This window comes from Rhodococcus sp. NPDC060090 (genome assembly GCF_042729855.1).
GTDB lineage: Bacteria > Actinomycetota > Actinomycetes > Mycobacteriales > Mycobacteriaceae > Rhodococcus.
The window spans coordinates 120,222-147,217 of sequence record NZ_JBHWXB010000009.1; the positions used below are offsets into that span (position 1 = coordinate 120,222).

A 26,996-nucleotide genomic window follows, 5' to 3' on the forward strand; every position below is an offset into this window, starting at 1 on the left:
GCGCTCATGCCCAGTCTGCGCTCATGCCCAGTCGTAGGTGCGCTCGACCGCCTTGTTCCATGCGGCATAGAGACGCTCCCGCTCGTCCGCGGCCATGGCGGGTTCCCAGCTCTTGTCGGCCGCCCAGTTCCGCCGGATATCGTCTTCGCCGCTCCAGTAGCCGACGGCGAGTCCGGCGGCATAGGCCGCGCCGAGCGCAGTGGTCTCCGGCACGACCGGCCGCACCACCGGCACGTCGAGCATGTCGGACTGGAACTGCATGAGCAGTTCGTTCGCGACCATCCCTCCGTCCACCTTGAGGGTGCTCAGATCGACGTGGGAGTCGGCGCGCATCGCTTCGAGCACCTCGCGCGTCTGGAACGCCGTGGCCTCGAGGGCGGCCCGGGCCAGATGGCGTTTGTCCACGAACCGAGTGAGGCCCACAATCACTCCGCGCGCATCCGGCCGCCATCGCGGGGCGAACAGACCGGAGAACGCCGGAACGATGTAGGCACCGCCGTTGTCGGGCACCGCCGACGCGAGCGTCTCGATCTCCGCAGCGGAGTCGATGATGCCGAGATTGTCGCGTAACCACTGCACAAGTGATCCGGTCACCGCGATCGACCCTTCGAGGGCATAGACGGCGTCGGCATCACCGATGCGATAACACACAGTGGTGAGCAGGCCGTGAGTGCTGTGCACCGGCGTCGTACCGGTATTGAGGAGCAGGAAATTGCCTGTGCCGTAGGTGTTCTTGGCCTCGCCGGGTGACAGGCACGCCTGCCCGAATGTCGCGGCCTGCTGGTCGCCGAGAATACCGGCGACGGGTACACCCGCGAGCGGTCCGCGCTCGCGCGCATGCCCGTACACCTCCGACGAACTGCGGATCTCCGGCAGCATCGACATCGGAATACCGAAGTCTTCACAGATCTGCGGATCCCACTGCAAGGTCTCGAGATCCATCAGCATCGTGCGCGACGCATTGGTCACGTCCGTGATGTGGACGCCCGGCGGGTTGCCGTCCTGTCCGCACCCGCCGGTGAGGTGCCACAGGATCCAGGTGTCGACCGTGCCGAACGCGAGCCGCCCGGATTCGGCCTTCTCCCGAGCTCCGTCGACATTGTCGAGGATCCACCGGACCTTCGGCCCGGAGAAGTAGGTGGACAACGGCAACCCCGTAGTCGCGCGATACCGGTCGGGACCGGCGTCGCCGGCGAGTTCCTCCACCAGCCGATCCGTGCGCGTGTCCTGCCACACGATGGCGTTGTACACCGGAACACCGGTCGTGCGGTCCCACACGATCGTCGTCTCGCGCTGATTGGTGATACCGATCGCCGCGATGTCCTTCCTGCGTAGATCGGCCTTCGCGAGGGCGGCGGCCCCCACCTCGCGGGTGTTGAGCCACAACTCCTCGGGATCGTGCTCGACCCAGCCTGCCTGCGGGAAGACCTGCCGATGCTCCTTCTGGGCAACCGAGACGACGCGCCCGTCGTGGTCGAAGATGATGCATCGACTGGAGGTGGTGCCCTGGTCGATCGCGGCGATGTACTGGTTCGCGGTGTCGTACGGACTCACAAGGATCCTCGAGGTCTCGGAAGGTGTTCACTGGCACAGCACTGTTGTTCGCACTGGCACAGCACTGTGCGGTCGAACCTACTAGCGTTGTGCGAGACATGTCGGCGACTGAGGGAGCGGTTCGGTGACCAACCAATCAGGTGTGCAGATTCTCGGTCCGCAGCAGCGCAAGGAAGCGTGGCGACGTCTCGGCGACGAGCAGTTCGACGTCGTGGTGATCGGTGGTGGTGTCGTGGGTGCCGGGACTGCGCTCGATGCCGCGACCCGAGGTCTGCGAGTTGCGCTCGTCGAGGCCCGGGACTTCGCGTCGGGTACATCGAGTCGGTCGTCGAAGATGTTCCACGGTGGTCTGCGCTATCTCGAACAGCTCGAATTCGGGCTTGTGCGTGAAGCGCTGCGTGAACGCGAACTGTCGTTGTCGACGCTCGCGCCGCACCTCGTCAAACCGTTGAAGTTCCTGTTCCCGCTCACGCATCGAGGGTGGGAGCGGCCGTACATGGCAGCCGGGATGTTCCTCTACGACCGGATGGGTGGAGCGAAAACCGTTCCCGCGCAGAAACATCTGACCCGCGCGGGTGCGCTGCGGATGGCGCCGGGACTCAAGCGCAACTCGCTCGTCGGCGGGATCCGATACTACGACACAGTCGTCGACGATGCTCGCCACACCATGACGGTCGCGCGGACAGCTGCCCAGTACGGCGCGGTCGTGCGAACCTCGACCCAGGTCGTCGGGTTCCTCCGTGAAGCCGACCGGGTGTCGGGTGTGCGGGTGCGCGACAGCGAGGACGGTTCCGTCACCGAAGTACGCGCCCACGTGGTCATCAATGCAACCGGAGTGTGGACCGACGAAATTCAGGCGCTGTCGCATCAACGCGGTCGGTTCCGGGTCCGGGCGTCGAAGGGCGTGCACATCGTGGTCCCGCGCGACCGGATCGTGAGCGACTCCGCGATCATCCTGCGCACCGAGAAGTCGGTCCTGTTCGTCATCCCATGGGGAAACCACTGGATCATCGGCACCACCGACACCGACTGGAACCTCGATCTGGCACACCCCGCCGCGACGAAGGCCGACATCGACTACATCCTCGACCGCGTCAACAGCGCGCTCGTCGTGCCGATCACCCACGACGACATCGACGGGGTCTACGCGGGTCTTCGCCCGCTGCTGGCGGGGGAGAGCGACGAGACATCGAAACTCTCGCGCGAACACGCGGTGGCGCGGGTCTCGCCCGGGCTGGTCGCGATCGCAGGCGGCAAGTACACGACCTACCGGGTGATGGCCGAGGACGCGGTCGATCTGGCCGCCGAGGACATTCCGTCCCGCATCGCACCGTCGATCACCGAGAAGGTGCCACTCCTCGGCGCCGACGGGTACTTCGCCCTGGTCAATCAGACGATGCACCTCGCCGAGCAATACGGGCTCCACCCGTACCGCGTCAAGCACCTCCTCGACCGGTACGGCTCACTCATCGACGACGTACTCGCGTGCGCGGAGGGCAGGCCCGAACTGCTCGAACCGATCACCGATGCTCCGCTGTATCTCCAAGTGGAGGCCGTCTACGCGGCTGCCGCCGAAGGCGCGCTGCACCTCGAGGACATCCTCGCCCGCCGTACCCGGATCTCGATCGAGTATCCGCACCGGGGCATGCACTGCGCCGAGCAGGTCGCGCACCTGGTGGCACCGGTACTCGGCTGGGATGCTGCGGCGATCGATCGGGAGGTCGAGACCTATCGGGCCCGGGTCGAGGCCGAGATCGATTCGCAGAGCCGGTTGGACGACGAATCCGCGGATGCCCTGCGTGCCGCGGCTCCGGAAGCACGTGCAGAGATTCTCGAACCTGTGCCCGTGAAGTGATCAGTGCCCGTGAAGTGATCAGTGCCCGTGAAGTGATCAGTGCGTCAGAAGTACCTTGATCGCGACGATCGTTGCTCCGATCAGGGTCAGAGCGGCTGCGGTCATCAACAGTCGAGTGCTGGGACGCTCACCGTTGAGCCGTCCGATCACGAATGCGATACCACCGATCCGCACCAGCACCGCGAGCTCCGCGAGCAACTGGGCGGTGCGCGGCTCGATCCAGCCGAGCCACCCGATCGCGAGAACGACGCACGGGACCACCGCGGAGGTGAGGATCGGCACCGAGTCGCGCACCTCGGCGCGTCGTTCGGCGGTGGAGAGGCGGCTTCCCCTCCGGACACTGTGCCCCACCGATTCCGCGAAAGCGTGCGCCACGAACGTCGACAGGGCGGTACCGAGGACGATTGCGATTCCGACGTAGGTAGGCGTCGTGACAATCGGGATCAGGGCCGCCAGCACCAGGACGTTGCCGTACACGTACGCGCTGATGCGGCTCGCCGCGTTGGTTCGGTCGAGCGGCGCATCTCTGGAGAACAACGGCCCGTGGAGAAACGCGTGGGCGTCGAGTCGCATAACGACAAGCGTCGCATGCGCCGCCGAAAATCTCAGCGTTTAGAAATGTCAGCGTTGTCCCGAAAGGTCCGGGCTGTAGTGGACCGGTGAGTCGCGACGGTCGACCGGAGGTAGATTCCGGGCCGGGGTGTGCACGAGTGGGGTGTCCGGAGTGATGCGGCCGGACACGCGATCCCAGCCTGCGCGGGCACGCGGATGGTAGCGGTACCGCCAGGGCACGAGCCGGTTCCCGAGGCCGATGGCACGCCCGACCACTCGGTGGAGTTTCTCCTCGCGTGAGCTCCAGCTGTATCCGAGGAGGTCGCGCACGGGCTGGTCGTAAAGGCCCACGGTGAGCCAGATGAATCCTCGGGTGACAGGTGGGCGCACGATCTTCCACACCGGTTCGGGGAGCCAGCGCGTGAACGGTGGCCGGTCGAGTTGCGACAGGTCGAGCACGTCGCGGGTGGCCTTGTTGTCTTCGAGGACGTTGCGGCACATGTCGTCCCAGTACTCGACGAACGCCTCCCACGATTCGGGGACGGACTTCATCGACATGCCGTAGAGGCGGTACCACTGGACGTGTTCGTCGAACAGCCGATGCCTCTGCTCGGCGGTGAGCGGACCCTCGAACCACTCGATGGAGATCACGAGACTGTAGAAGAATGTTGCGTGAGCCCAGTAGAACGTGTCGGGGTCGAGCGCGTGGTACTTGCGGCCCAACTTGTCGACACCCTTGATCGTGTTGTGGTAGCCGCGCACCTGCCTGGCAGTCTCCGGTGCGCGTTCGCCGTCGAACACGACCCCGTAGATCGGGTACAGCGACCGGTAGAGCCTTTCGAATCGCTCGTCGAAGAACTGCGAGTGATCCTCGACGCCGGCACCGAGACCCGGGTGCATGTTCTGCATCGACCCTGCCCACGGGCCGAACAGCATGCCCCGCCACCCACCAAAGTATTTCCAGGTCAGGGAATCGGGCCCGAGTGGTCGGGGCTCGATCTCGGGCGTGGCGGGGCCGGCGTCCTGCGAAGATCTCTGACTACGCATGTTGTCAGAGTAGGATCCGGTGGACACGCAGTCAACGACGGGAATCGCACACGGTGGACACCACGCGCCGAAGCTGGGCGGGAATCGGCCTCGACGAACGCCGGCGTGTCCGCAGGGAACGTCTCCTCGACGCGGGGATCGGCCTCATCGGCGCACCCGACGGATCCGCCGCGAACGTGCGCGCGGTGTGCCGGGTCGCCGAACTCACCGAACGCTACTTCTACGAGAGCTTCACCGACCGCGACGCCTTCGTCCGAGAGGTCTACGCACTCGTCGGTGAACGCGCCCGCGACACGCTTGTCGAGGCGGTGACCTCAGCGGAGCACACGCACCGGGCGGAAGCGGCGGTCCGTGCGTTCGTGGCCCTGATGGTGGACGAACCGGCGATGGGTCGTGTGCTTCTGCTCGCGCCGCTGCGCGAACCTGTGATCAGCGGGCGAGGAGTCGAACTCGCGCCGGTGTTCGTGGCACTCGTCAGCGCCGAGCTCACCGAGATCGGCGACGACGCGGTGCGCAACATGGTGGCCGTGGGGCTCGTGGGTGCCTTGACCAGCCTGTTCATGGGGTATCTCGACGGCGCGATCACCGTCCCTCGGGAGACGTTCGTGCAACACTGTGTGGCGCTCCTCGAGCGTGCCGGTCGCGACGCTCAACGCTGACACGCCCTGCAGCGATAGATCACCCGCTCGAGGTCGGAGGGGCCTGCGAGTGATCCCGATTCGACGGGACGTCCGCAGCGCAGGCACGGCTTGCCGCGACGGCCGTATACCCACAGTCGGCGACCGTGTCGCGGATCGCCGGTCGTCACCCTCGCAGTCCTGTTCCGGTTGGCGTACAACACGCGGTGCGCGAGTTCGGCCCACGCGGTCGGAGCGCCTGCCTCTCGTACCGGTGTCGCGGGGTCGACGCCACGCAGGAAGCACAGTTCACTGCGGTAGACGTTGCCCACGCCGGCCATGATGCGCTGGTCGAGCAGTGCGAGACCGATGGGACGGTCCGGCTCTCGCGCGAGGTTGTCTGCCGCGAGTGCCGGATCCCAGTCGGGCCCGAGCAGATCCGGGCCGAGGTGCCCGACTGCCTCGGTTTCGTCCTCGCGCGGGAACACCTCGACGATGCCGAGGTCGAACCCGACCGCCTGCACCTGCTCGGTACCGATCACGACGCGCGCCTTGAAACCGGGTTTGCGCCAGCGTGTTCCACGCTCGTAAACGTGCCACTGCCCGTCCATCATCAGGTGTGAGTGAAAAGTGCGCTGCGGCAGGCGAACCAGAATATGCTTGCCGCGCGCGACGACGTCCTCGACGGTGTCGCCGGTCAGATCGGTCGTCGCGTAGCGGGGCACACGGAAGTCGCTCTCGGTCAGAATGTTTCCGGCCAGTGCTGCGTGCAGCCGTGCCGCCGCCTGGAATACCGTGTCTCCTTCGGGCACGTCAGGACCTCAACCGGTATCCGCGTGGTGTTGCGGAGAACCCGGCCTCACCGAGAAGTTCCGCGAGAGCATGACCGTGAATCGAGGCGCCGTCGATCTTCTCGACGACGATCTTGTCGACACCGCCGTTCTTGACGGTGTGAGCGAGCGACGCGAATGCGGTGCGGAGGCGGCCGGGATCGTCGGTGAAGGTGAGCAGGGTTCGTCCGCCCCGCTCGACGAACACCACGAGGTTGCCGTCGACCAACACCACGAGACCGCCGGCCTTCCGTCCCGGCCGATGCTTCGATGTGCTCTCGGTGTCTGCCGCTGCTTTCGGCCAGGGGAGTGCGGCACCGTACGGGTTGGCGGGATCGCACGCGGCGAGCGTCACGGCTTCGGTACGGGTGTGCCGACCCTCGAGAGAATCGGAGAACGAGCGCAGCCGATCCACTACATCGGGGGTCGAGAACTGGGCGCCGCCGAGTGAATCGACGAAATATCCTCGTCGGCAACGGCCCGTCTCCTCGAAGCGGCTGAGCACCTTGTACATGAGTGCGAAACCCCCCGGAACGGCTTCGCCCGTCACGGAGCCGCGGGTCACCACTCCGTATCGTTCGAGGAACAGCTCTGCCGTCGTGTGTGCGCGTACCGTCGGATCGGTCTCACGTTCGGGCAGCAGCGACCACCGGCCGGCGACCGTGGGAGGCCCGGTCAGCGACGGAACTGAAGGACGCCCCCGATACATGCGGGCGCGGGGAGCTCTGCGCGGCGTGCGGTGTGCCGGTGTGGCACGGGATGTGTCGCCGATGAGGGCACGCAGCGGTGCGAGAGTGTCGCCGGCAATGTGCCCGCCCCACACCAGATCCCATATTGCCGCAGTCAGCGCCGTATCGGTGGCCTCCGGTTGGATGGCTTTCACCGCATCTCCGAGCTGCCGGAAGAAGTATGCACCTCCGCCTGAGAGCGACTCCAGGATCGCCTCATGGATCCCGGTCGTTTCGATGTCCTCGGCGGGAGCGAGTGTGGCAGAGGCGAGGTCGGCGGGATGCAGCGTGATCCAGCCGTCCTTCGCCGAGATCGAGCCGGCACCGGACCAGACGATCTCACCGTTCGAGGTCAACTCGTCGAGCATCGCGGGCGAGTAGTCGCGCACTCGCGGGGCGAGGATCAGCGGTTCGAGGGCGCTCGCGGGGACGGGGACACCCGCGATCTGCTCGACGACCGCCGCGACACCGTCGAGCCCGTAGAGCGCGCTCGCACCCGGACCACGGCCGAGATGATGCCAGTCGGGCAGGAACCGGCCGAGGGTAGCGGTGCTCACCGGCTCGACCTCGTGCCGTGCCGCGGCCAGAGAGCGGCGACGCAGGCGGCGCAGGACTTCGGTGTCGCACCACTCGGGCCCGGTCGAGCCGGGACGGAACTCACCCGAGGTGACACGTTTGTCGTCGGCCAACCGCTGCAGAACGGACTCGACGACGGCCGTACCGAGACCGAACCGGGCTCCGACCGCCGCAGTGGTGAACGGGCCGTGTGTCCGGGCATGACGGGCGACGAGGTCGCCGAGTGGATCCTCGACAGGTTCGACGAACGCGGTGGGCACGCCGATCGGCAAGGGTACCCCGAGTGCGTCGCGAAGGCGCGACGCATCTTCGATTGCCGCCCACCATCTCTCACCCGCATACGACACCTGCAGCACGCGGCGCTGCGCGGACAGCTCCGCGAGCCACGGCCCCGGATCGTCTGTGCTGCGCTCGCGCAGTTCGGCGTCCGTCGAGGGCCCGAGCAGACGTACCAGATCCGCGACACCCTCCGCGTCGCGAGCACGCCGCTCGGCCACCAGTCGTTGCAACTCGAGTTCGGCCTGATCGATCACGTCCGCGTCGAGCAGTTCGCGCAGCTCCACCCGGCCGAGCAACTCGGCGAGCAACGTCGAATCCAGCGAGAGCGCCGCCGCGCGCCGCTCGGCGAGAGGACTGTCGCCCTCGTAGAGGAACGCGCCGACGTAGTCGAAGAGCAACGAGTTCGCGAACGGCGACGCCGTTGCCGTCTCGACCTCGACGAGACGGATCTGCCGTCGCCCGCGGCGGCCCAGAAGCTCGCGCAGAGCGGGCAGGTCGTAGACATCCTGCAGGCATTCGCGCACCGTCTCGAGGAGGATCGGGAAACTCGGGTACCGGCGGGCCACGTCGAGCAGTTGCGCGGAACGCTGACGCTGCTGCCACAGCGGCGCCCGCTTACCGGGGTTGCGCCGCGGTAGCAGCAACGCGCGCGCTGCACATTCACGGAACCGGGATGCGAACAGGGACGAGCCACCCACCTGCTCGGTGACCAGATCCTCGATCTCGTCGTCGTCGAAGACGAAGATGTCGGCGCCCGGTGGGTCGTCCTCGGTGTCGGGCAGCCGGACGATGATGCCGTCGTCGGACGGCGACGGATGTGCCTCGACACCGAACCGGTCGAGCAGGCGTGCCCCGACCGCGAGCGCCCACGGTGCGTGGACGCGCAGACCGAACGGTGAATGCAGGACGAGACGCCAATCGCCCAGCTCGTCGCGGAACCGCTCGACGACGAGAGTGCGGTCGGTGGGGAGATGGCCGGTGGCGGTGCGTTGCTCATCGAGAAGGCCGATCAGATTCGCGGTCGCGTAGTCGTCGAGCCCGCCGGCCCGGCATCGCGCGTCGGCATCGTCGGGCGCTGCGTGACCGAGTTCGCGGATGAACGCGCCGAGCGCCGCACCGAGTTCGGCGGGGCGGCCCTGGTTGTCGCCGTGCCAGAACGGGAGCCGCCCGGCACGGCCGAATGCAGGGGAGACGAGCACTCGATCGAACGTGATCTCTTCGATCCGCCAGCTGGTCGCGCCGAGGGCGAACACGTCGCCGACCCGCGACTCGTAGACCATCTCCTCGTCGAGTTCTCCCACACGGGTGTTCTTCTCGCCCACCATGTACACGGTGAACAGACCGCGGTCCGGGATGGTGCCGCCCGAGGTGACGGCGAGGCGTTGCGCGCCCGGCCGGCCCGTCAGGGTGCCGTCGGTGCGGTCCCACACCACGCGGGGACGCAGTTCGGCGAACTCGTCGGACGGATAACGGCCGGAGAGCAGATCGAGCACAGATTCGAAGACGCCCCGCGACAGCGTCGCGAACGACCCGCTCCGCCGGACGGTGTCGAACCAGTCGTCGACCGCGATCGGTTCGAGCGCGGCCGCCGCCACCGTCTGCTGCGCGAGCACATCGAGGGGATTCGCAGGGACCTGAAGGGCCTCGATGTGCCCGGCGACCATCCGCTCCACGGTGACGGCGCAGTGGATCAGGTCGGTACGGTGCTTGGGGAACAGCACTCCACGTGAGGTCTCACCGACCTGATGCCCCGCCCTGCCCACTCGCTGCAACCCGCTCGCCACCGACGGCGGTGCCTCGACCTGGATGACAAGATCCACCGCGCCCATGTCGATACCGAGTTCGAGACTCGACGTCGCCACGACGCAACGCAGCCGACCGGACTTCAGGTCGTCCTCGATGAGAGCTCGCTGGTCTTTGCTCACCGAACCGTGGTGGGCGCGTGCGAGAACGGGCTCGGCTCCGTAGGTCACCTCGGTCGATGCACCCAGCATCGCGGGCGGCGCGACCTCCCGGTCGACGGTACTGCCGGTGCGTTCGGCGTAGATCTCGTTGAGCCGTCCGGTCAATCGTTCGGACAGTCGTCGCGAATTCGCGAACACGATCGTCGAGCGGTGGGCGGTGACGAGATCGACGATCTGTTCCTCGACGTGCGGCCAGATCGACCCGGCCTGGGGAGTGGGCGATTCAGAGTCCTCATTCGGATGGGACACTCCGAGCTCGGTCATGTCCTCGACCGGAACCTGGACGGTGAGGTCCCAGGTCTTGGCCGCGGGCGGGGCCACGATCCGGATGGGTTCGCCACCGACGAGGAACCTGCCCACCTCCTCGCGGGGACGCACGGTGGCGGACAGCCCGATCCGCTGTGCGGGCTTCGGCAGCAGCAGATCGAGACGCTCGAGCGACAGCGCGAGGTGCGCGCCGCGTTTGGTTCCGGCGACAGCGTGCACTTCGTCGACGATCACCGATTCGACACCGGAGAGGGTCTCGCGTGCGGCCGATGTGAGCATGAGGAACAGCGACTCGGGGGTCGTGATGAGAATGTCGGGGGGAGTGCGGGCAAGCTTGCGACGGTCTGCCTGCGAGGTATCGCCGGAGCGGACACCCACGGTGATCGCGGGCGGCGTCAGGCCCAGCCGCTTCGCGGTCTGGCTGATGCCCACGAGCGGCGAGCGCAGGTTGCGTTCGACATCGACCCCGAGTGCCTTGAGCGGCGAGATATAGAGGACTCGCGTGCGGTGTTCGTGCGGCGCCCCGGTAGTCGCCGGATCTGTTGACTCTGGGGCGGCTGTCTCGGGAGGGGAGGCGAGCCGGTCGAGCGACCACAGGAACGCCGACAGCGTCTTTCCTGAACCGGTGGGTGCGACGACGAGGGTGTGCGCACCCGACGAGATCGCATCCCACGCACCGAGCTGGGCGGGTGTGGGTGCTTCGAACGCACCGGTGAACCACTCCCGAGTTGGAGCCGAGAAGCGGGCGAGGACGTCGGTCACCACTCCATGGTGCACCCGCCGTCCGACAGGTTTGTGGCTCTTCTACTCGAGGGCGAACATGGCGAGCTGCGGGCAGTGCGAATCCGCCCAATGGTTCCTGCCGTTGTGCATCAACCGGCGGACGAGTTCGCGCGCGGCGGGACGCCACGGGAGCGCATCGAACTGCTCGCGGCTCTCGGGGGTCTCGCTCCATCCGATCGACACCTGGTCACCGGTGGGGTAGACGCTCAGTGCCGCGGAGCTTGTCGTGATCCGGTCGATGTCGGCGCCGCACGACTGCTCGAGGCTGTGCTTGTCGACGGTCACGAAGCCACCCACCCGCCTGTCCTCCCGGATGCTCGTGTCGACATACAAGCACGCAACTTCCTGGTCACCGGCGTGGATGCTGATCATCCGGTGGCCCTCGTCGGAAGCGCCGACGGTGGGCAGACATACGGCCGACCAGTACTCGCGCTCGCTGATGCGTGCATTCTCGATTGTGGAGTGGACGTAGTCGCGCAACCAGTTGGTGACGAAGTCGAACTCGGGGTAGAGCTCGAGCTCCCGATACCGGGTGTCGCGTAGCGGAAGATCGGTACCGGACTCTGGAGTACGCATGTTCACGCCCCGATTATGGCGTGTTCTCTGCCACGGCGGCACAGAGGTGCGGATAGGTGTGGTCGCGGGGTCGGTCGGTTGGCTATTCGTCACAGGACAGCCCCTGGGTTGAGGATCGAACGGGGGTCGAGGGCGTTCTTGATCAGGCGGGTCAACGCCATCACGTCGGGGCCCACCTGATCGGACAGCCAAGGCTTCTTGAGCCTGCCCACACCGTGCTCCCCGGTGATGGTGCCACCGAGTTCGATCGCGAGATCCATGATCTGACCGAATGCCGCGTGTGCTCGCGCCGCCATCCTTTCGTCTCCGGAATCGTAGACGATCAGCGGGTGGGTGTTTCCGTCACCGGCGTGCGCGATCATCGCGACCGTCACCGCATTGCGTTCGGCGATCTCGGCTACGCCGGCGACGAGTGCGGGGAGCATCGGCAAGGGCACTCCGACATCCTCGAGGAGGAGGCTCCCGAGGCGCTCGACCGCAGGAATGGCCATCCGCCGCGCCGCCGCGAACGCTTCACCCTCGGCGGGATCGGATGTGTCGAACACGTCGTGGGCTCCGGCTTTTCGGCACGCCTGCACCATCACCTCGATCTCGTGTGCCGCCGCCACACCCGGGGCGTCGGACCGCGCGATCAGCATGGCTTCGGCATCGCGGTCCAGGTCCATCCGCATCGCATCCTCGACGGCATTGATCGTGGTGCGGTCCATGAACTCGAGCATTGCGGGGCGCATGGTCGCGGTGATCGCGATGACGGCGTCGGCCGCGGCCTCCACCGATCCGAAGGTCGCGACCATCGTCGATGCCGGCGGCTGCGTGGGGATCAGGCGGAGCGTCACCTCGGTGATCACTCCGAGAGTTCCCTCGCTGCCCACGAACAGTTTCGTCAACGACAGACCCGCGACATCCTTGAGCCGGGGACCTCCGAGCCGCACCGCGGTGCCGTCGGCAAGGACCACCTCGAGTCCGAGCACGTAGTCGGACGTCACCCCGTACTTGACGCAGCACAGCCCGCCCGCGTTGGTCGCGGCATTACCGCCGATCGAACAGATCTCGAACGACGACGGATCCGGCGGGTACCACAGATCGTGTTCGGCTGCGGCTGCCTTCACCTCGGCGTTGAGCAGGCCGGGTTGTGCGACGGCCGTGCGCGTGGCCGGATCGATCGTGATGTCACGCATCTTCTCGGTGCTGAGCACGATCCCGTCGGCGAGACCACTCGAACCTCCCGACAGGCTCGTGCCGGCGCCGCGGGGCACCACCGGGACGCGATGCTCGTGCGCCCACCGCAGCGTGGCCTGCACGTCCGCGGTGGACCTCGCGCGTACGAGCGCGAGCGGTACGGCCGCACCCGGGTCGAATGCCCGATCATGCCGGTAGCCGGCGAGGACATCCGGATCCGTGACCACAGCCCCGGCAGGAAGACGCCCTGCCAGGGCTGCGAGATCCGCGTTGCGTGATGTCATGGCGCCGGGACGTACCGGGCTCGCAGCTTGTGCTTGACGAGTTTGCCCGTGGGGGTACGGGGGAGATCATCGGAGAAGTCGATGCTGCGCGGAGCCTTGAAATGCGACACCGCGGAGCGCACGTATTCGAGCAGTTCCTGCTCGACCTCGGGCCCGGGCTCGACTCCCTCGGCGAGCTGCACGACGGCCTTGACCTCTTCGCCCATCTCTTCGTTCGGCACGCCGATGACCGCGACATCGAACACCTTCGGGTGCAGGGTGAGAACATTCTCCGATTCCTGCGGGTAGATGTTCACGCCACCCGAGATGATCATGAATGCCGCGCGGTCGGTGAGGTACAGGAACCGGTCGTCGTCCAGATATCCGATGTCGCCGCTCGTCGTCCACGTCGGATGGTCGGGATGTGTTGCCTTCTCGGTCTTTTCCGGATCGTTGTGGTACTCGAACGGGCGCTCGTCGCGTTCCCACCACACCGTCCCGATCGACCCGGTGGGCAGTTCCCGGCCGTCCTCACCGCAGATGCGAACGAGTCCCATCACACCGTCTCGTCCGACCGAACCCGGGTGGGCGAGTGCCTGCTCGGAGTTGATGAAGGTCGCGCCGGAGCCTTCGGTGGAGGCGTAGTACTCGTTGATCACCGGACCCCACCACTCGATCATCGCCCGCTTGATCTCGGGTGGGCACGGTGCTGCGGCGTGGATGGCGACCTTCATGCTCGACACGTCGTACTTCGCGCGGATTTCTTCGGGGAGTTTGAGCATGCGCACGAACATTGTCGGCACCCACTGGCTGGCGGTGACCTCGTACCGATCGATCAGCGCGAGCGCTTCTTCGGCATCGAACCTGTCCATGAGGATCACGGTGCCGCCCACCGACTGAATGGTGCCGCAGAACCGCAAGGGCGCAGCGTGGTACAGGGGGGCGGGGCACAGGTACACCGTGTCCGAGTCGAAACCGTACATCGGGGCGAACACCGCTGTGTACGGGTCGGGAATGTCCTGGACCTGCCCGTCGGGCAACTTCGGTTTGATGCCCTTGGGCCGGCCGGTGGTGCCGGACGAGTACAGCATGTCCTGGCCCCGCGGCTGATCATCGAGGGGAGTGGTGTCGAACCGGCCGAGTGCCCGATCGTAGTCCTCGAATCCGGCCAACTCCCCGCCGTACACCAGACGATGTTCCACGTTCGGGTAGGCGCCGGCGGACAGGTCCACCGCGCCGACGGCGTTCGCGGAGACGATCAGAGCCTTCGCACCGCAATCGTCGACCACGTACGCGGCCTCCGATGCGGTGAGATGCCAGTTGACGACGGTGATGTACAGCCCCGAGCGCAGCGCCGCCCAGTAGACCTCCATCACCCGCAGGTCGTTGTCTGAGATCAGCGCGAGGTGGTCGCCCGGCTTCAGGCCGAGCCCCCGCAAGTACTTCGCGAGCAGGACCGAACTCTCGTCGAGTTGCCGGTAGGTGAGTGACTCCCCGGCGGCCGGCCGCACGATGGCGGGCTTGTCCGGTGTGGTGGCGACGAAGTTCCCTGGGTACATGCACCATGGTCTACCACAGGTTGTGGCGTGTGCCACAGAACCTGTTCCGGTGTGGTGATCGGACGCCGCGACTCAGAGCGATCTCACCCGAATTCGACGCCCTGCGCGAGCGGAAGTTCGTCCGAGTAGTTGACCGTATTGGTGGCTCGGCGCATGTAGGTCTTCCACGAATCGGAGCCGGACTCGCGACCCCCGCCGGTCTCCTTCTCCCCACCGAACGCACCGCCGATCTCGGCACCCGACGTGCCGATGTTGACGTTGGTGATCCCGCAGTCCGAACGGGCAAGAAACCGCTCGGCCTCGCGCTGATCGGTGGTGAAGATCGACGACGACAACCCCTGGGGGACACCGTTGTGCAGGGCGATCGCGTCGTCGAAGTCGTCGTAGGGGAGCACATAGAGGATCGGCGCGAAAGTCTCCTCACGCACCACCTCGGTCTGGGTGGGCATGCGCACGAGGGCCGGCGAGACGTAGACACCATCGCCCGGCACCGCCACCCGTTGCCCACCCGCAACGAGGATTCCGCCGTCGAGTTCGGCGCGATCGAGGGCCGAGCGCATCGCGTCGTAGGCACGCGGCGAGATCAGCGGGCCCACGAGAACGCCTTCGTCGAACGGGTTTCCCACCCGCAGCCCGGCATATACGGTCGCGAGGCGCGCCACGAGATCGTCGGCGACGGAACGATGCACGATCAGTCGACGCAACGTCGTACAGCGTTGCCCGGCCGTACCGGCCGCGGCGAACACGACTCCCCGCACGGTCAGCTCCAGATCCGCCGACGGGGTGACGACCGCGGCATTGTTACCGCCGAGTTCGAGCAGGCACCGACCGAACCGTGCGGCGACGCGGGGCGCCACGATCCGCCCCATCGGAACCGAGCCGGTTGCGCTGACCAATGCCACCCGCGGATCGTCGACGAGTGCCTCACCGGCCGTCGCGTCGCCGATCAGGACGTGATGCAGATCGTCGGGGGCACCGACGTCAGCGGCTGCACGGCGCAGAAGTGCGTCACACGCGAGTGCCGTCAGCGGAGTGGTCTCCGACGGCTTCCACACCACTGGGTCGCCGCACACCAGCGCGATCGCGGTGTTCCACGACCACACCGCCACCGGAAAGTTGAATGCGGAGATCACGCCGACCACGCCGAGAGGGTGCCACGTCTCCATCAGGCGATGGCCGGGTCGCTCGGATGGCATCGTGCGCCCGTAGAGCTGCCGGGACAGACCGACGGCGAACTCGCACACGTCGATCATCTCCTGCACCTCGCCGAGCGCCTCGGACGGCACCTTGCCTGCCTCGAGCGTGACGAGTTCGGCGAGATCGTGCTTGTGCTCGATGAGCAGGTCACCGAACCGCCGGACGAGCCGACCTCGAACGGGTGCGGGGACATCCCGCCACTGCTCGAATGACTTTTCGGCCGAACCGATTGCGTCGTCGATCTGTGAAGCGGTGTGCGGTTGCAGGCGCGCGAGTTCGGTGCCGTCGATGGGCGTGGTGACCACCAGCGCGGCAGTGCTATCGGGCGCAGTGGCGCTGCTGTCGTGCAGGGTGACGCCGCATTTCTGCGCTGCGGCACGCGCGCGAGTGCTGAAACTGTCCGTTGCATTCATCGGTGTGGTCCTTTGTCGCTCGGTTAACCTGCGCTGGTGCCGGAATCTTCGAAAGAATCGCTGGACGAGATCGATAGGTTGCTGTTGCGCGAGCTGGTTGCGGACGGACGCGCCACGTTGTCGGTGCTTGCAGAGAAGGCCGGGTTGTCGATTTCCGCGGTGCAGTCGCGGGTGCGCAGACTGGAGTCCCGGCACGTGATTCGCGGATACACCGCGAATGTGGACCCGGAAGCGCTCGGCCTCATGCTGTCGGCGTTCGTCGCGATCACCCCTCTCGACCCGTCCCAGCCCGACGATGCTCCCGCGCGGCTGCGGCACATCGAGGCAATCGAATCGTGTCACTCGGTAGCGGGCGACGAAAGCTATGTACTGCTTGTGCGTGTCGCCTCACCGCGCGAACTCGAGTATCTCCTTCAGGAGATCCGAGCCACCGCGAATGTTGCCACCCGCAGTACCGTCGTGCTGCAGACATTTTACGAGAAGTAACTGTGTCGACGCTTGGACCTTCCACCGAAACCGCGAATGAGCTGAGAAAAGTTCGCGTACCCTCGCGATTATGAGCACTGCATTCCGTGATCGGGACGGTGCCGAAGTCGTGGCACCCGACCGGGTACATGCCGTCCTCGGAACACACATGCTGACCGACGGATTCCCCCTCGTCCTCGACCTCGAACGCTCGAGGGGAGTGAGGCTCGTCGACCGACGCGACCGCACCTGCTATCTCGACATGTTCGGGTTCTTCGCGTCGTCTGCACTCGGAATGAACCATCCCGACCTCGCCGACGATCCCGCGCTTCGAGACGAACTCGCTGCGGTGGCCGCGAACAAACCCAGCAACTCCGACATCTACACCGTGGCTATGGCCAGGTTCGTCGAAGCGTTCGCGCGGGTCCTCGGCGACCCCGCCCTGCCACACCTGTTCTTCATCGACGGCGGCGCGCTCGCGGTCGAGAACGCGCTCAAGGCCGCATTCGACTGGAAGAGCCGACTGAACGAATCCCGCGGTCTCGATCCCACGCTCGGGACCAAGGTGCTGCATCTGACCGAAGCGTTCCACGGACGCACCGGGTACACGATGTCGCTGACCAACACCGATCCCGTCAAAACCGATCGATTCCCCAAGTTCGATTGGCCGCGCATCGACGCCCCGTATCTTCGCGACGGACGTGACCTCGACGAGGCCGACGCGCATGCACTCGAGCAGGCACGTGCCGCTTTCGCCGACAATCCCCACGACATCGCGTGCTTCATCGCCGAGCCCATCCAAGGTGAGGGCGGTGATCACCATTTCCGGCCGGAGTTCTTCCAGGCGATCGCAGCGCTCTGTCGAGAGAACGATGCATTGCTGGTCGTCGACGAGGTGCAGACCGGCGTGGGCATGACCGGAACGATGTGGGCATACCAGCAACTAGGGATCGAACCCGACATCGTTGCGTTCGGCAAGAAGACACAGGTCTGCGGGATCATGGCGGGCGGTCGCCTCGACGAGATCCCGGACAATGTCTTTGCGGTGTCGTCGCGGCTCAACTCCACGTGGGGAGGCAATCTCACCGACATGGTGCGTGCCCGCCGGATCTTCGAGGTCATCGAGCGTGATGGTCTGGTCGATCAGGCGCGGATCACCGGTGCGCACCTGTTGTCGGCGCTGCGGCGGCTCGCGATGCGGCGCCCGGTGGTCACCGAACCGCGAGGTCGTGGACTGATGTGCGCGATTACCTTGCCGTCGCAGGGTTTTCGTGACGAGGTACTCGCTCGCCTCTACCGCGAGGAGCAGGTCCTGATGATCGGTTCCGGGCAGCGCGGAATCCGTTTCCGGCCGCCGCTGACCGTCACCACCGACGATCTCGACGAGGCGATCGCCGCGCTCGACAGAGTGCTCGCCACTGCAGTCTGAGGAGCGGCTCGTTCACGGTGTGCTCGACTCGAGATGCCGCAGCACCGCAAGCACCCGGCGGTGATCCTCTGGTTCCGGATGCAGCCCGAGCTCGAGGAAGATCGAGCGGATGTGCGCCTCCACCGTGCGTTCGCCGAGGAACAGCGTTGCTCCGATCGCGCGATTCGATCGGCCCTGGGCCATGAGCGTGAGTACTTCGCGTTCCCTCGTCGACAGGTCGTCGACCGGCCGGGAGCCGGAATGCGGACGCGACACCATCCGGCTCACGACACCCGGATCGATCGCTGACCCGCCATCAGCGACACGGTGGAGTGCGTCGCCGACAACATCGAGACCCTCGTCGCTGAGCAGGCTTCGGATGCCCTCCCTGATCAGCACGGAGTCGTCGGCGAGTACGACGCGGAGAGGGCTGCTCCGTCGCCGCCGAGGACCGGTGCGGGCAAACAGCTGTGGTCGGTGAGTGCGATACCCGGGTGGGATCGAGCAGTGCCGCTGTGTCGTGGTCCAGTGCTGCCCGGGCAGCGTCGGAGAACTTGCGACACGTGTCGTACCGGTCGGCTCGGTCCTTTGCCAGTGCCCGTGCGACGACGGCATCGACCGCAGCGGTGACGTCGGAGCGCAGTGCACTCGGCCGGGGGATCTGGCTCTGAGCGTGTCCGTGCCACAGCTGAGGAAGCGTCTCACCCGGGTAGGGGCCGTCCGGTGAGCAGGTGGTAGAACGTGCACCCGAGTGAATACAGGTCGGCGCGGGCGTCGAGTTCCACGCTCGTGTCGAACTGCTCCGGTGCGGCATTCTGCAGGCTCGCGACGAACATCCCGGTACGAGTGACACGACCGGGTTCGTCGAGGGCCTTCGCGATCCCGAAATCCGTGAGCAGGACCACGCTCTCCGGTAATACCGAGTGACATCCCGCGCTCATCCGATCCGGGCGTCATGAAGGCATTGTCGAGGTGCCGGGATAGGTCGTGGCCACGGATATCCGTCGCAGAAGCGTCAGTGGAGGGGATTGACCTCATGTCATCTGGAAGGAACTCTTGGCGTCATGAGCATCAAGGTCGACCTCGACGCACTCGACACCGCGCTCGGCGAATACGGGTACGCCTACCTGCTGACTACCAGTGCCGACGCCAAGCCGCATGCGGTCGCGGTGTCCCCGGTCCTCGTCGATGGTGTGTTCCGCATCGATGAGCCGGGGCGCCGGACCAGCGTCAACGCACAGGTGCACCCGATCGTCTCACTCGTGTACCCGCCGGCGATACCGGGCGGATACTCGTTGATTGTCGACGGCGAAGCTGAGCTGGCGGGAGCGGTGCTGCATGTCCGGCCGAGCTCGGGAGTGCTGCACCGACCCGCCACCGCCGAGCACCCCGCGACGAATTCCGGATGCGAGGCCGACTGCCGACCGCTGGAGAAGTAGAAACAGAGACAGCCACCGTTACCAGGGCACACGGGTGCCCTGGTGACGGTGGCTGTATTCGTTGATCTTTAGGTCAGGCGACCAGATCCGGCCTGCTCCCCGGGATCGGCTTACGGAACACATCGACACTCGAGGGCGGAATGAACTGCGGCCGACGCTCGTCGGTCATCTCCACTTCCCACTCGGTGTGGTGCATCAACCGGTGATGGTGTCCGCATAACATCACCAGATTGTCGAGGTCGGTGTCGCCGCCGTCGACCCAATGATGAATATGGTGCGCAGCCGCCCACGCCGGCGGTGTCGAACACCCGGGGAAGGCGCATCCGCCGTCTCGGACGGCCAGAGCGCGTCGCTGCTCCCTGCTTGCGGTGCGGCGGGTCTGCCCGTGTGCGAGCGGTACGCCGTGTTCGTCGAGCAGGATCCGGGTGACCTGGCAATCGCAGGCGAGCATCCGGGCGGCATCGATCGACAATGGGCCCGCCCAGGGCTCGGTCGCATACCCGTGCTCGGGACTGTTCGTGAACAGTTCTTTCACCGCAGTGTTCGTCGTCAGATCTTTGATGGAGGCGGTGACCGTGACGTGCGGCTTCACCCCGCCCTCGACCGGGACGAGGCCGGCGGCTTCGACGAACTGCAACAGTTGATCGAACGCATCGGCGGTGCGTTTCGACGCCGGCCGATCGTCTTTGACACCCTTGACTTCAGGCCTCGGCGCGGAAAGTGGGGAGAGGAGATGCCGCAGGCGGGCACCGGTGACGGCGTCGAACTCGCCTTTGATGACGACCCGGCCGTGCCAGGTGGTGGAGACGAACAGTTCGTTGCGTGAGGAGTCTTCGCCCGGTGGTGGTCCGTCGCCGGTGTTGTAGAGATGTTCGAGTCGGCGGATCAGGGCCCGGACGGTCGCTTTCGTGGCGACCTTGTCGGAGGCGTGCTCGATCAGGATGTCGCGGGCTTTCTCGAAGTCGCAGGGGTTCATGGTGCGGGGGTAGTGCTGGCAGAAGTAGGCGATCTGCCGTGCCTTCTCCGCATCCAAGAGACCGGATGAATACGCTTCGCGTACTTCCGGTTCCAGTCGCAGTAGCCGTGCCAGTGTTTCGATGCGGTGGCATTCACCGAGTTCGAGGTGGGTGGCGGCGGCGAGCCAGTGGGCCGGGCTGCGGTAACCGTGTTCGCGGACGGTGTCGCGTTCGATCATCGCGATCATCAGGTCGACGCGGTGTACCTGCCAGGTATGGATTTCGGCGGAGACGGCGAGCGTCTCGGCCATGAGTTGTGTGTTGTCGAGTTTCCAGAGGTCCCCACCCATGATCGAATTATATAGAACGTATGAGCGATGCACAACAAAAATAGAACAAATGATCGATGAATCGGAAGCTGGGATCGTATGCTGCTGAATCGGATCATGTTGCGTAACTTGGATGGCATGACCGATGCCGTGGACACGACCGATGTCACGCCGACTTTTGTGGTTCCGTCGCTCGTCAACCTCCGAGACATCGGTGGGATAGCCAGCTCGTTCGGAGGCGCCATCCGCGCCGGTGTGGTATTTCGCTCGACAGCGTTGGCCGATCTCACCGACACCGATGTCGATGTCCTCACTTCGCTGCAGATTTCAGCTGTGTACGACCTCCGGACAGCTGCGGAACGTGAGCGACGCCCGGATCGGCTGCCCGATGGCGCGAAGCTCGTAGGTCTCGATGTGCTCGCGGATCGTCCGACGGGTTCGGTCGCGGGATCTCTCGGCGACGTGGTCGCCGACCCTGTGGCTGCCGCAACTCATCTGGGGGACGGACGCGCGGAGCAGCATCTGCTCGGCACCTACCGAGAACTCATCACCCTGCCGAGTGCAGTGACCTCGTACCGGCAGTTGTACACCGGTATCGCTCACGGAGATGTTCCGGCGCTCATTCACTGCACCGCAGGCAAAGACCGGACCGGTTGGGCCGCCGCGGCGCTGCTCATGTTCGCGGGTGCGAGCGAGGAAGATGTCTTCGATGACTACATGTTGACGAACGAGATGTTGCTACCGAAGTTCGAGGAGATGTTCTCCCGGTTCGAAGCCGCCGGTGGCGACCGTGCTCTGTTTCTGCCGCTGCTCGGGGTGCAGCGAAAATACCTCGAGAGTGCTTTCGACGAGGCGCTGCGGCGTTACGGCACGATCGACGAATATTTCGCAACTGGGCTCGGCCTCGACGACGACAGCCTGCAGGCATTGCGTACCCGGATGATCGACACCGAGGTGCAGTCCATCCGACAGTGATGTTCGGTGTTGCAAGTGGCCACCGAATACTCTCGCCGACGGTAGCTTGTTGCGTATGACCGATGCGGTGGGCAATGACCCCGGTGTGGCGGCTTTCGCAGTTCCTTCGTTGGCCAACCTGCGGGATATCGGGGGCAGCGCGAGTAGTTTCGGCGGGACGATTCGCACCGGAGTGGTGTTCAGGTCAACCGACCTGAGCACTGTCACCGATACCGATCTGGACGTCCTTTCCGAGCTGAAGATCACCACCGTGTTCGACTTGAGAACCGTAGACGAACGCGATCAGGCACCGGACAGGTTGCCACCCGGAGCAAAGGGTGTGGACCTCGATGTACTTGCCGACAAGGACGAGGGATCGATTGCCGCTGCAATGGGAGACATAGCGGCCGATCCCGTGCAGGCGGCGCGCGGATTCGGAGGTGGGAGAGGCGAACAGTTTCTCCTCGAGACGTACCGCGACCTCGTCACACTGTCGAGCGCGCAGCGTTCGTATCGGACGATGTACCTCGATATCGCCATGGGTGATGTTCCCGCGCTCATCCACTGCACCACCGGAAAGGATCGGACGGGTTGGGCTGCCGCGGCGCTGCTCATGTTCGCGGGTGCGACAGAGGAAGACGTCTTCGGCGACTACATGTTGACGAACGAGTTGCTGCTTCCGAAGTTCGAGGACATGTTCGTACATTTCGAGAAGCTCGGCGGAGATCGCTCACTGCTCGTCCCGTTACTCGGCGTCGAGCGCAAGTACCTCGAAGCGGCCGTCGACGAGGCGCTGCGTCTATACGGCACGATCGACGAATACTTCGCGTCGGGACTCGGCCTCGACGACGACAGCCTGCAGGCATTGCGTACCCGGATGATCGATGCCGAGAACACTCCACCTGTCGAATAGGGCTGGTGGTCTACTGCGCCCGACCGGCACGAACTCGCCGACCGATACCGGCGGCGATTGCCAGGCCGATCGCGACACCGACGAGATCGGCGCACCAATCCCAGAACGAACCCGACCGCCGAACCGCGACCGTGGCCTGCAGGATCTCGGTGGCGATGCCGTAGACCGCGAGCCACACGACGGTGACGATCGGTGAGACGCGGGCGTATCGGGAGCAGAAGGCCAGCACCGCGAACATCAATGCGTGCGTGATCTTGTCGGTGTGGGGAGGACCGCTGGGCACGGTGCCGCCGGGCGTCAGCAGCATGAAAGTAATCGTGATCGTCGCGAGGACCAACGGAGCGACGCGATACCAGGATGACCGGAGAGACCAGGAAGAACCGGGCACAGTCAGCTCGTCACCCCGATCCGGGCTCTCGCATCAGTCGTAGTCCTCGTCGGACGACCACGAACAGGATCACGAATCCGAGCAGGATGGCGATCGGATGCCGGACCGCGACCATGAGGATCAGGGCGAGAAGCGCGAACGGGACCAGTGTCAGCAGGTCGGTGGCGACGGTGCCGGATGGGGGTTCGTCCAGGAACGACGGTGCCGACGGCAGATCGGAAAACAACGGAACAAGGTCGGCCCGAGTGACGGCCTGTGCCGCAAAGGCGACACGATCGTCGAATTCGACGAGGGACAGGCGACCGGCCGAGAAGTGCTCGCCGAGCAACGCGACCGCTTCTTCACGCTCTGCGGTACCGATTCGGATTTCAGGCAGTTCGGCCATGTTCCCAGAGTAGTGGGAGCCGGGCAGGGCGGTACGGATCACGCATCGTGGACGGTCAGCCCGAGCGCTCCCGTGGCAAATCTCGTGACTGCGGCGAGGGCCGCGTCGAGTGCGTCGGCGTGACCGTCGATCGCGGTCCCGCTCAGTGCACCGTCGGGGAGAAGCGTGATGGTGGCCTGCACGTCGGCGGTCGTCGACTCGCACACCGACCAGCTGTACGCGGTGTCGTCGGCCCAGGCGGTGTGCTCGCGTGCGAGCAGGTACCAGTTGCCTGCGTTGATCTCGACAGGTTCCATCAGCTGCCTTCCGGACTGTTGGGGTGGAGAAAGCGACGGCGCCCGACCCCCAGTTCGGGGTGGGCGCCGTCGACTTGTTCAGCGTGTCTCAGCTCACTGCGACACAGCTCACTGCGACACAGCTCAGTCCATCATCACTTGAGTTCGGCGAGGACCGTTCCCTGGGTGATGGCGGCGCCCGGCTCGACCGACAGACCGGTGACGACCCCGGCCTTGTGCGCGGTGACCGGGTTCTCCATCTTCATGGCTTCGAGCACTGCGATCAGATCGCCCTCGGCAACTTCCTGGCCCTCGGCAACCGCGACCTTGACGACGGTGCCCTGCATCGGAGCGGTCACAGCGTCGCCCGAGGCCTTGCCGCCGCCTGCGCCGCCGCGCTTGCGTGCCTTCGGCTTCTTGCGGATGGCGCCTGCAGCGCCGCCACCGTTGCCGCTGAGCGAGAACTGACCGGGCAGCGACACCTCGACGCGGCGACCGCCGACCTCGACGACGACGTTCTGACGCGGCAGTGCCTCGTCCTCGTCGTCTGCTGCACCACCGCCGGTGAACGGCTCGATGGTGTTGTCCCAGTCGTTCTCGATCCACTTGGTGTAGACGTCGAACTTCTCGACCCCGTTCTCATCCACACTGCCCATGAACGCCGGGTTCTCGACGATGTGGCGGTGGAACGGGATGACCGTGGCGAGACCGTCGACCTCGAACTCGGCGAGGGCGCGGGCGGCGCGCTGCAGCGCCTGCTCGCGGTTCTCACCGGTGACGATCAGCTTGGCGAGCATCGAGTCGAACTGGCCGCCGATGACATCGCCCTGGACGACGCCCGAGTCGACGCGCACGCCGGGGCCCGTCGGCTCCTTGTAGACGCTGATGGGGCCGGGCGCGGGCATGAAGCCGCGGCCTGCGTCCTCACCGTTGATGCGGAACTCGAAGGAGTGGCCACGCGGTGCCGGATCCTCGGTGAGCTCGAGCTTCTCACCGTTGGCGATGCGGAACTGCTGGCGAACGAGGTCGATGCCCGCGGTCTCCTCGGTGACCGGATGCTCGACCTGCAGGCGGGTGTTCACCTCGAGGAACGAGACCGTGTCGCCCTGCACCAGGTACTCGACGGTGCCTGCGCCGTAGTAGCCGGCTTCCTTGCAGATGGCCTTGGCGGACGCATGGATGCGACCACGCTGATCGTCCGTCAGGAAGGGCGCGGGAGCCTCTTCGACGAGCTTCTGGAAGCGGCGCTGCAGCGAGCAATCGCGCGTGCCTGCGACGATGACGTTGCCGTGCTGGTCGGCGATGACCTGAGCCTCGACGTGGCGGGCCTTGTCGAGGTACTGCTCGACGAAGCATTCGCCGCGACCGAAGGCGGCGATGGCCTCACGGGTCGCGGACTCGAACAGCTCGGGGATCTCCTCGATGGTCTGCGCGACCTTCATGCCGCGACCGCCACCGCCGAAGGCCGCCTTGATGGCGACAGGCACGCCGTACTGCTTGGCGAACTCGACGACCTCGTCGGCGTTCTTGACCGGGTCTTTGGTGCCGGCCGCCATCGGCGCCTTGGCGCGCTCGGCGATGTGGCGCGCGGTGACCTTGTCGCCCAGGTCGCGAATGGACTGCGGCGAGGGGCCGATCCAGATCAGGCCTGCGTCGATGACCGCTTGCGCGAAGTCGGCGTTCTCGGAGAGGAAGCCGTAGCCGGGGTGGATCGCGTCGGCGCCGGACTTGGCCGCGGCGTCGAGGATCTTGTCGAACACCAGGTAGGACTCGGCCGAGGTCTGGCCACCGAGGGCGAACGCCTCGTCTGCGAGCTTCACGAACTGTGCGTCTGCGTCGGGTTCGGCGTAGACCGCGACACTTCCGTAGCCTGCGTCCTTGGCGGCTCGGATGACCCGCACAGCGATCTCACCGCGGTTCGCGACAAGCACCTTCGAGATCTGCGCGCTGGCATGACTGGGCACGGAGCCTCCTGTTGATCGATCGTTAGGTTATTTCCGTCGTCGGCAGTCTAAGCACCAATCGGATAGACGATGTAACCGGATGGCCTCTACACACTACGGCGCGCAGTCGAGCACACAATACTACCGGCCGGTAGCTGGGAGCTCGTGGATCTCCAGGTCGGGAGCCCACGGCCCGGAGGTATTCAACCGATGCATCAGTTCGCGCACTCCACCCAGGTATGCCGGAACGTTCGCCGAGGCCTCGGGATTGTCGGGGAATCTCGCAGAGACATTGAGTCCCTCGGGTGTCCGGTTGATCCAGATGTAGACGTCGTGGGTATAGCTGCGGCTCCGTAGGGCACGTGCATTCGCTTCCGGCCATTGAGCTGCCATGGGCACGAACCGGACGTCCATGTACGACACCAGAAATCGTGGACGGATGGGCACGCCGAGGAGCTCACCGACCTTGTCGAAGGGAATGCGCGCGCTCGCGCGGGTGCGATGCAGCTCCTGCGCCGCGCGGCCCGCGAGGGTGACGAAACCGGGAGAGCCACCGAGGTCGAGATCGATCGGCCGGAGCCCCACGAACCACCCCAGGGATCCGGCCCACATCGGTCCGGTCCGGGTGTGTGACGGAACGACGGTGCGGAAGTGATCGGTGCCGACGAGGTCTACGGCGGTCTGACCGAAACACGCGAGCAGACCCGAGAAGAATCCGGCGTCGGCATCGCGACATCGCTCCGAGAATCGCGTGGCATCGTCGCTGTCGAACCAGCGCTCGGACAGGCGCCTCTGGGGTGTCGTCCGGGCGGTGCGTCGTCCGATCGGCAGCGGGAATTCGGGCATCGCGCCGCCTGTCTTCCTGAGCGTCGTCCGCCAGATCCGTACCGCCTCGTGATCGGCGTCGAGGTCGCCGGCGTCGGCACGCTCCTCTGCCCCGAAGTCGATGTAGCTGCCGACGGGGAACAGTTCGGCTGCTCGGCCGGTCCGTTCTTCCTCGTACAGCGCGGTGATCTCGTGAGCGACGAGCACTATGGAATAGCCGTCGATGATCGAGTGATCGGCACCGAAGAACACGGTGAACGCGGTGTTTTCGCCTGGGGTGTCCGGAGGGGCGGACTCGTGGGCCAGCGTCGCGAACACGTATGCGGGCCACAGATGCGGTGTCGTGTAGTCGTCGAACAACGAGTGGAGTTGTGTACGGACCATGGTGGAGTCGGCCGGATCGTGCTGGATGCGCCGCACCGACACCTTGCCGGGTGGGGCAGTCCGGCGGACCAGGGCACCAGCGGATCATCGTCC

General features: G+C 65.8%; 24 protein-coding genes. 7 read left to right on the top strand and 17 right to left on the bottom strand.

The features are described 5' to 3' along the window. Positions 1-21: 21 nt before the first annotated feature. On the bottom strand, positions 22-1,554 hold the full coding sequence (gene glpK, locus ACFWCF_RS14300) for a glycerol kinase GlpK (RefSeq protein ID WP_378562326.1): 1,533 nt from the start codon (positions 1,552-1,554) through the stop codon (positions 22-24). A 124-nt stretch (positions 1,555-1,678) separates the two neighbouring features. Here glpK and glpD point away from each other — a divergent pair, with 124 nt between their 5' ends. Continuing rightward, positions 1,679-3,409, top strand: coding sequence for a glycerol-3-phosphate dehydrogenase (glpD, locus tag ACFWCF_RS14305; protein ID WP_378562328.1), 1,731 nt, complete (start codon positions 1,679-1,681; stop codon positions 3,407-3,409). A 36-nt stretch (positions 3,410-3,445) separates the two neighbouring features. Here the strand turns inward: glpD and ACFWCF_RS14310 are convergent, their stop codons facing one another. Beyond that, complete coding sequence (locus tag ACFWCF_RS14310) at positions 3,446-3,982, bottom strand: hypothetical protein (protein ID WP_378490789.1); 537 nt, start codon at positions 3,980-3,982, stop codon at positions 3,446-3,448. Between the two features lie 48 nt (positions 3,983-4,030). Continuing rightward, a complete protein-coding gene (locus ACFWCF_RS14315) occupies positions 4,031-5,008 on the bottom strand; it encodes an oxygenase MpaB family protein (protein WP_378562330.1) in 978 nt (325 codons plus the stop codon). 83 nt (positions 5,009-5,091) lie between these two features. Between ACFWCF_RS14315 and ACFWCF_RS14320 the strand changes: the two genes are divergently transcribed. After that, positions 5,092-5,667 (top strand): TetR/AcrR family transcriptional regulator, encoded by a 576-nt coding sequence (locus ACFWCF_RS14320; RefSeq protein WP_378562596.1) that lies wholly within the window; start codon positions 5,092-5,094, stop codon positions 5,665-5,667. On the opposite strand, the gene ACFWCF_RS14325 is transcribed toward ACFWCF_RS14320, so the two are convergent. From ACFWCF_RS14325 to ACFWCF_RS14350, 6 genes are all read right to left on the bottom strand, one after another. Further along, positions 5,658-6,437 carry a DNA-formamidopyrimidine glycosylase family protein gene (locus ACFWCF_RS14325; RefSeq protein WP_378562332.1) on the bottom strand — a complete coding sequence of 260 codons (780 nt, stop codon included), beginning with the start codon at positions 6,435-6,437 and terminating at the stop codon, positions 5,658-5,660. The two genes, ACFWCF_RS14320 and ACFWCF_RS14325, sit on opposite strands and share 10 nt — an antisense overlap. Position 6,438: 1 nt before the next feature. Next, complete coding sequence (locus ACFWCF_RS14330; protein ID WP_378562335.1) at positions 6,439-11,031, bottom strand: ATP-dependent helicase; 4,593 nt, start codon at positions 11,029-11,031, stop codon at positions 6,439-6,441. Between the two features lie 42 nt (positions 11,032-11,073). Then, positions 11,074-11,628: a hypothetical protein gene (locus ACFWCF_RS14335; protein WP_378490856.1), complete on the bottom strand. Its 555-nt coding sequence runs from the start codon at positions 11,626-11,628 to the stop codon at positions 11,074-11,076. A gap of 89 nt (positions 11,629-11,717) precedes the next feature. After that, positions 11,718-13,091 (bottom strand): FAD-binding oxidoreductase, encoded by a 1,374-nt coding sequence (locus ACFWCF_RS14340; RefSeq protein ID WP_378490785.1) that lies wholly within the window; start codon positions 13,089-13,091, stop codon positions 11,718-11,720. Next, entirely contained in the window at positions 13,088-14,629 is a 1,542-nt protein-coding gene (locus tag ACFWCF_RS14345; RefSeq protein WP_378562338.1) for an AMP-binding protein, read from the bottom strand. Before ACFWCF_RS14345 ends, ACFWCF_RS14340 begins: the two co-directional genes overlap by 4 nt. An 83-nt stretch (positions 14,630-14,712) precedes the next feature. After that, the gene (locus tag ACFWCF_RS14350) at positions 14,713-16,239 is read right to left on the bottom strand and encodes an aldehyde dehydrogenase family protein (protein WP_378562341.1); all 1,527 of its coding nucleotides are present in this window, start codon (positions 16,237-16,239) and stop codon (positions 14,713-14,715) included. A gap of 36 nt (positions 16,240-16,275) precedes the next feature. Between ACFWCF_RS14350 and ACFWCF_RS14355 the strand changes: the two genes are divergently transcribed. Both ACFWCF_RS14355 and lat read left to right on the top strand, forming a co-directional pair. Next, on the top strand, positions 16,276-16,725 hold the full coding sequence (locus ACFWCF_RS14355; RefSeq protein WP_378562344.1) for an Lrp/AsnC family transcriptional regulator: 450 nt from the start codon (positions 16,276-16,278) through the stop codon (positions 16,723-16,725). 70 nt (positions 16,726-16,795) lie between these two features. After that, on the top strand, positions 16,796-18,133 hold the full coding sequence (gene lat, locus ACFWCF_RS14360) for an L-lysine 6-transaminase (RefSeq protein ID WP_378562347.1): 1,338 nt from the start codon (positions 16,796-16,798) through the stop codon (positions 18,131-18,133). 12 nt (positions 18,134-18,145) lie between these two features. Here lat and ACFWCF_RS14365 read toward each other — a convergent pair whose 3' ends face one another. Continuing rightward, entirely contained in the window at positions 18,146-18,511 is a 366-nt protein-coding gene (locus tag ACFWCF_RS14365) for a response regulator transcription factor (RefSeq protein ID WP_378562350.1), read from the bottom strand. A gap of 302 nt (positions 18,512-18,813) precedes the next feature. Beyond that, positions 18,814-19,053, bottom strand: coding sequence for a hypothetical protein (locus tag ACFWCF_RS14370; protein WP_378562353.1), 240 nt, complete (start codon positions 19,051-19,053; stop codon positions 18,814-18,816). A 123-nt stretch (positions 19,054-19,176) separates the two neighbouring features. Here ACFWCF_RS14370 and ACFWCF_RS14375 point away from each other — a divergent pair, with 123 nt between their 5' ends. Further along, a complete protein-coding gene (locus ACFWCF_RS14375; protein WP_378562356.1) occupies positions 19,177-19,551 on the top strand; it encodes a pyridoxamine 5'-phosphate oxidase family protein in 375 nt (124 codons plus the stop codon). 73 nt (positions 19,552-19,624) lie between these two features. Here ACFWCF_RS14375 and ACFWCF_RS14380 read toward each other — a convergent pair whose 3' ends face one another. Further along, positions 19,625-20,857 carry a DUF222 domain-containing protein gene (locus ACFWCF_RS14380; RefSeq protein WP_378562359.1) on the bottom strand — a complete coding sequence of 411 codons (1,233 nt, stop codon included), beginning with the start codon at positions 20,855-20,857 and terminating at the stop codon, positions 19,625-19,627. Positions 20,858-20,974: 117 nt separating this feature from the next. On the opposite strand from ACFWCF_RS14380, the gene ACFWCF_RS14385 reads away from it, so the two are divergent. Both ACFWCF_RS14385 and ACFWCF_RS14390 read left to right on the top strand, forming a co-directional pair. After that, positions 20,975-21,811: a tyrosine-protein phosphatase gene (locus tag ACFWCF_RS14385; protein WP_378491521.1), complete on the top strand. Its 837-nt coding sequence runs from the start codon at positions 20,975-20,977 to the stop codon at positions 21,809-21,811. Positions 21,812-21,866: 55 nt separating this feature from the next. After that, positions 21,867-22,703: a tyrosine-protein phosphatase gene (locus ACFWCF_RS14390; protein ID WP_378562362.1), complete on the top strand. Its 837-nt coding sequence runs from the start codon at positions 21,867-21,869 to the stop codon at positions 22,701-22,703. Positions 22,704-22,713: 10 nt separating this feature from the next. Here ACFWCF_RS14390 and ACFWCF_RS14395 read toward each other — a convergent pair whose 3' ends face one another. From ACFWCF_RS14395 to ACFWCF_RS14415, 5 genes are all read right to left on the bottom strand, one after another. Further along, entirely contained in the window at positions 22,714-23,010 is a 297-nt protein-coding gene (locus ACFWCF_RS14395) for a VanZ family protein (protein ID WP_378562365.1), read from the bottom strand. A 91-nt stretch (positions 23,011-23,101) separates the two neighbouring features. Then, complete coding sequence (locus ACFWCF_RS14400) at positions 23,102-23,476, bottom strand: DUF1707 domain-containing protein (RefSeq protein ID WP_378562368.1); 375 nt, start codon at positions 23,474-23,476, stop codon at positions 23,102-23,104. A 38-nt stretch (positions 23,477-23,514) separates the two neighbouring features. Beyond that, entirely contained in the window at positions 23,515-23,772 is a 258-nt protein-coding gene (locus ACFWCF_RS14405) for a hypothetical protein (protein ID WP_378562371.1), read from the bottom strand. Positions 23,773-23,906: 134 nt separating this feature from the next. Beyond that, positions 23,907-25,715, bottom strand: coding sequence for an acetyl/propionyl/methylcrotonyl-CoA carboxylase subunit alpha (locus ACFWCF_RS14410; protein WP_378491526.1), 1,809 nt, complete (start codon positions 25,713-25,715; stop codon positions 23,907-23,909). A 120-nt stretch (positions 25,716-25,835) separates the two neighbouring features. Beyond that, a complete protein-coding gene (locus ACFWCF_RS14415) occupies positions 25,836-26,939 on the bottom strand; it encodes a condensation domain-containing protein (RefSeq protein ID WP_378562374.1) in 1,104 nt (367 codons plus the stop codon). Between the last annotated feature and the right edge of the window lie 57 nt (positions 26,940-26,996).

Bases quoted from the DNA above. Each gene is read 5' to 3' on its own strand.
- ACFWCF_RS14310 (WP_378490789.1), bottom strand. From the start codon at position 3,982: ATGCGACTCGACGCCCACGCGTTTCTCCACGGGCCGTTGTTCTCCAGA.
- ACFWCF_RS14315 (WP_378562330.1), bottom strand. From the start codon at position 5,008: ATGCGTAGTCAGAGATCTTCGCAGGACGCCGGCCCCGCCACGCCCGAG.
- ACFWCF_RS14335 (WP_378490856.1), bottom strand. From the start codon at position 11,628: ATGCGTACTCCAGAGTCCGGTACCGATCTTCCGCTACGCGACACCCGG.
- ACFWCF_RS14340 (WP_378490785.1), bottom strand. From the start codon at position 13,091: ATGACATCACGCAACGCGGATCTCGCAGCCCTGGCAGGGCGTCTTCCT.
- ACFWCF_RS14345 (WP_378562338.1), bottom strand. From the start codon at position 14,629: ATGTACCCAGGGAACTTCGTCGCCACCACACCGGACAAGCCCGCCATC.
- ACFWCF_RS14350 (WP_378562341.1), bottom strand. From the start codon at position 16,239: ATGAATGCAACGGACAGTTTCAGCACTCGCGCGCGTGCCGCAGCGCAG.
- lat (WP_378562347.1), top strand. From the start codon at position 16,796: ATGAGCACTGCATTCCGTGATCGGGACGGTGCCGAAGTCGTGGCACCC.
- ACFWCF_RS14370 (WP_378562353.1), bottom strand. From the start codon at position 19,053: ATGAGCGCGGGATGTCACTCGGTATTACCGGAGAGCGTGGTCCTGCTC.
- ACFWCF_RS14375 (WP_378562356.1), top strand. From the start codon at position 19,177: ATGAGCATCAAGGTCGACCTCGACGCACTCGACACCGCGCTCGGCGAA.
- ACFWCF_RS14380 (WP_378562359.1), bottom strand. From the start codon at position 20,857: ATGGGTGGGGACCTCTGGAAACTCGACAACACACAACTCATGGCCGAG.
- ACFWCF_RS14385 (WP_378491521.1), top strand. From the start codon at position 20,975: ATGACCGATGCCGTGGACACGACCGATGTCACGCCGACTTTTGTGGTT.
- ACFWCF_RS14390 (WP_378562362.1), top strand. From the start codon at position 21,867: ATGACCGATGCGGTGGGCAATGACCCCGGTGTGGCGGCTTTCGCAGTT.
- ACFWCF_RS14395 (WP_378562365.1), bottom strand. From the start codon at position 23,010: ATGCTGCTGACGCCCGGCGGCACCGTGCCCAGCGGTCCTCCCCACACC.
- ACFWCF_RS14400 (WP_378562368.1), bottom strand. From the start codon at position 23,476: ATGGCCGAACTGCCTGAAATCCGAATCGGTACCGCAGAGCGTGAAGAA.
- ACFWCF_RS14405 (WP_378562371.1), bottom strand. From the start codon at position 23,772: ATGGAACCTGTCGAGATCAACGCAGGCAACTGGTACCTGCTCGCACGC.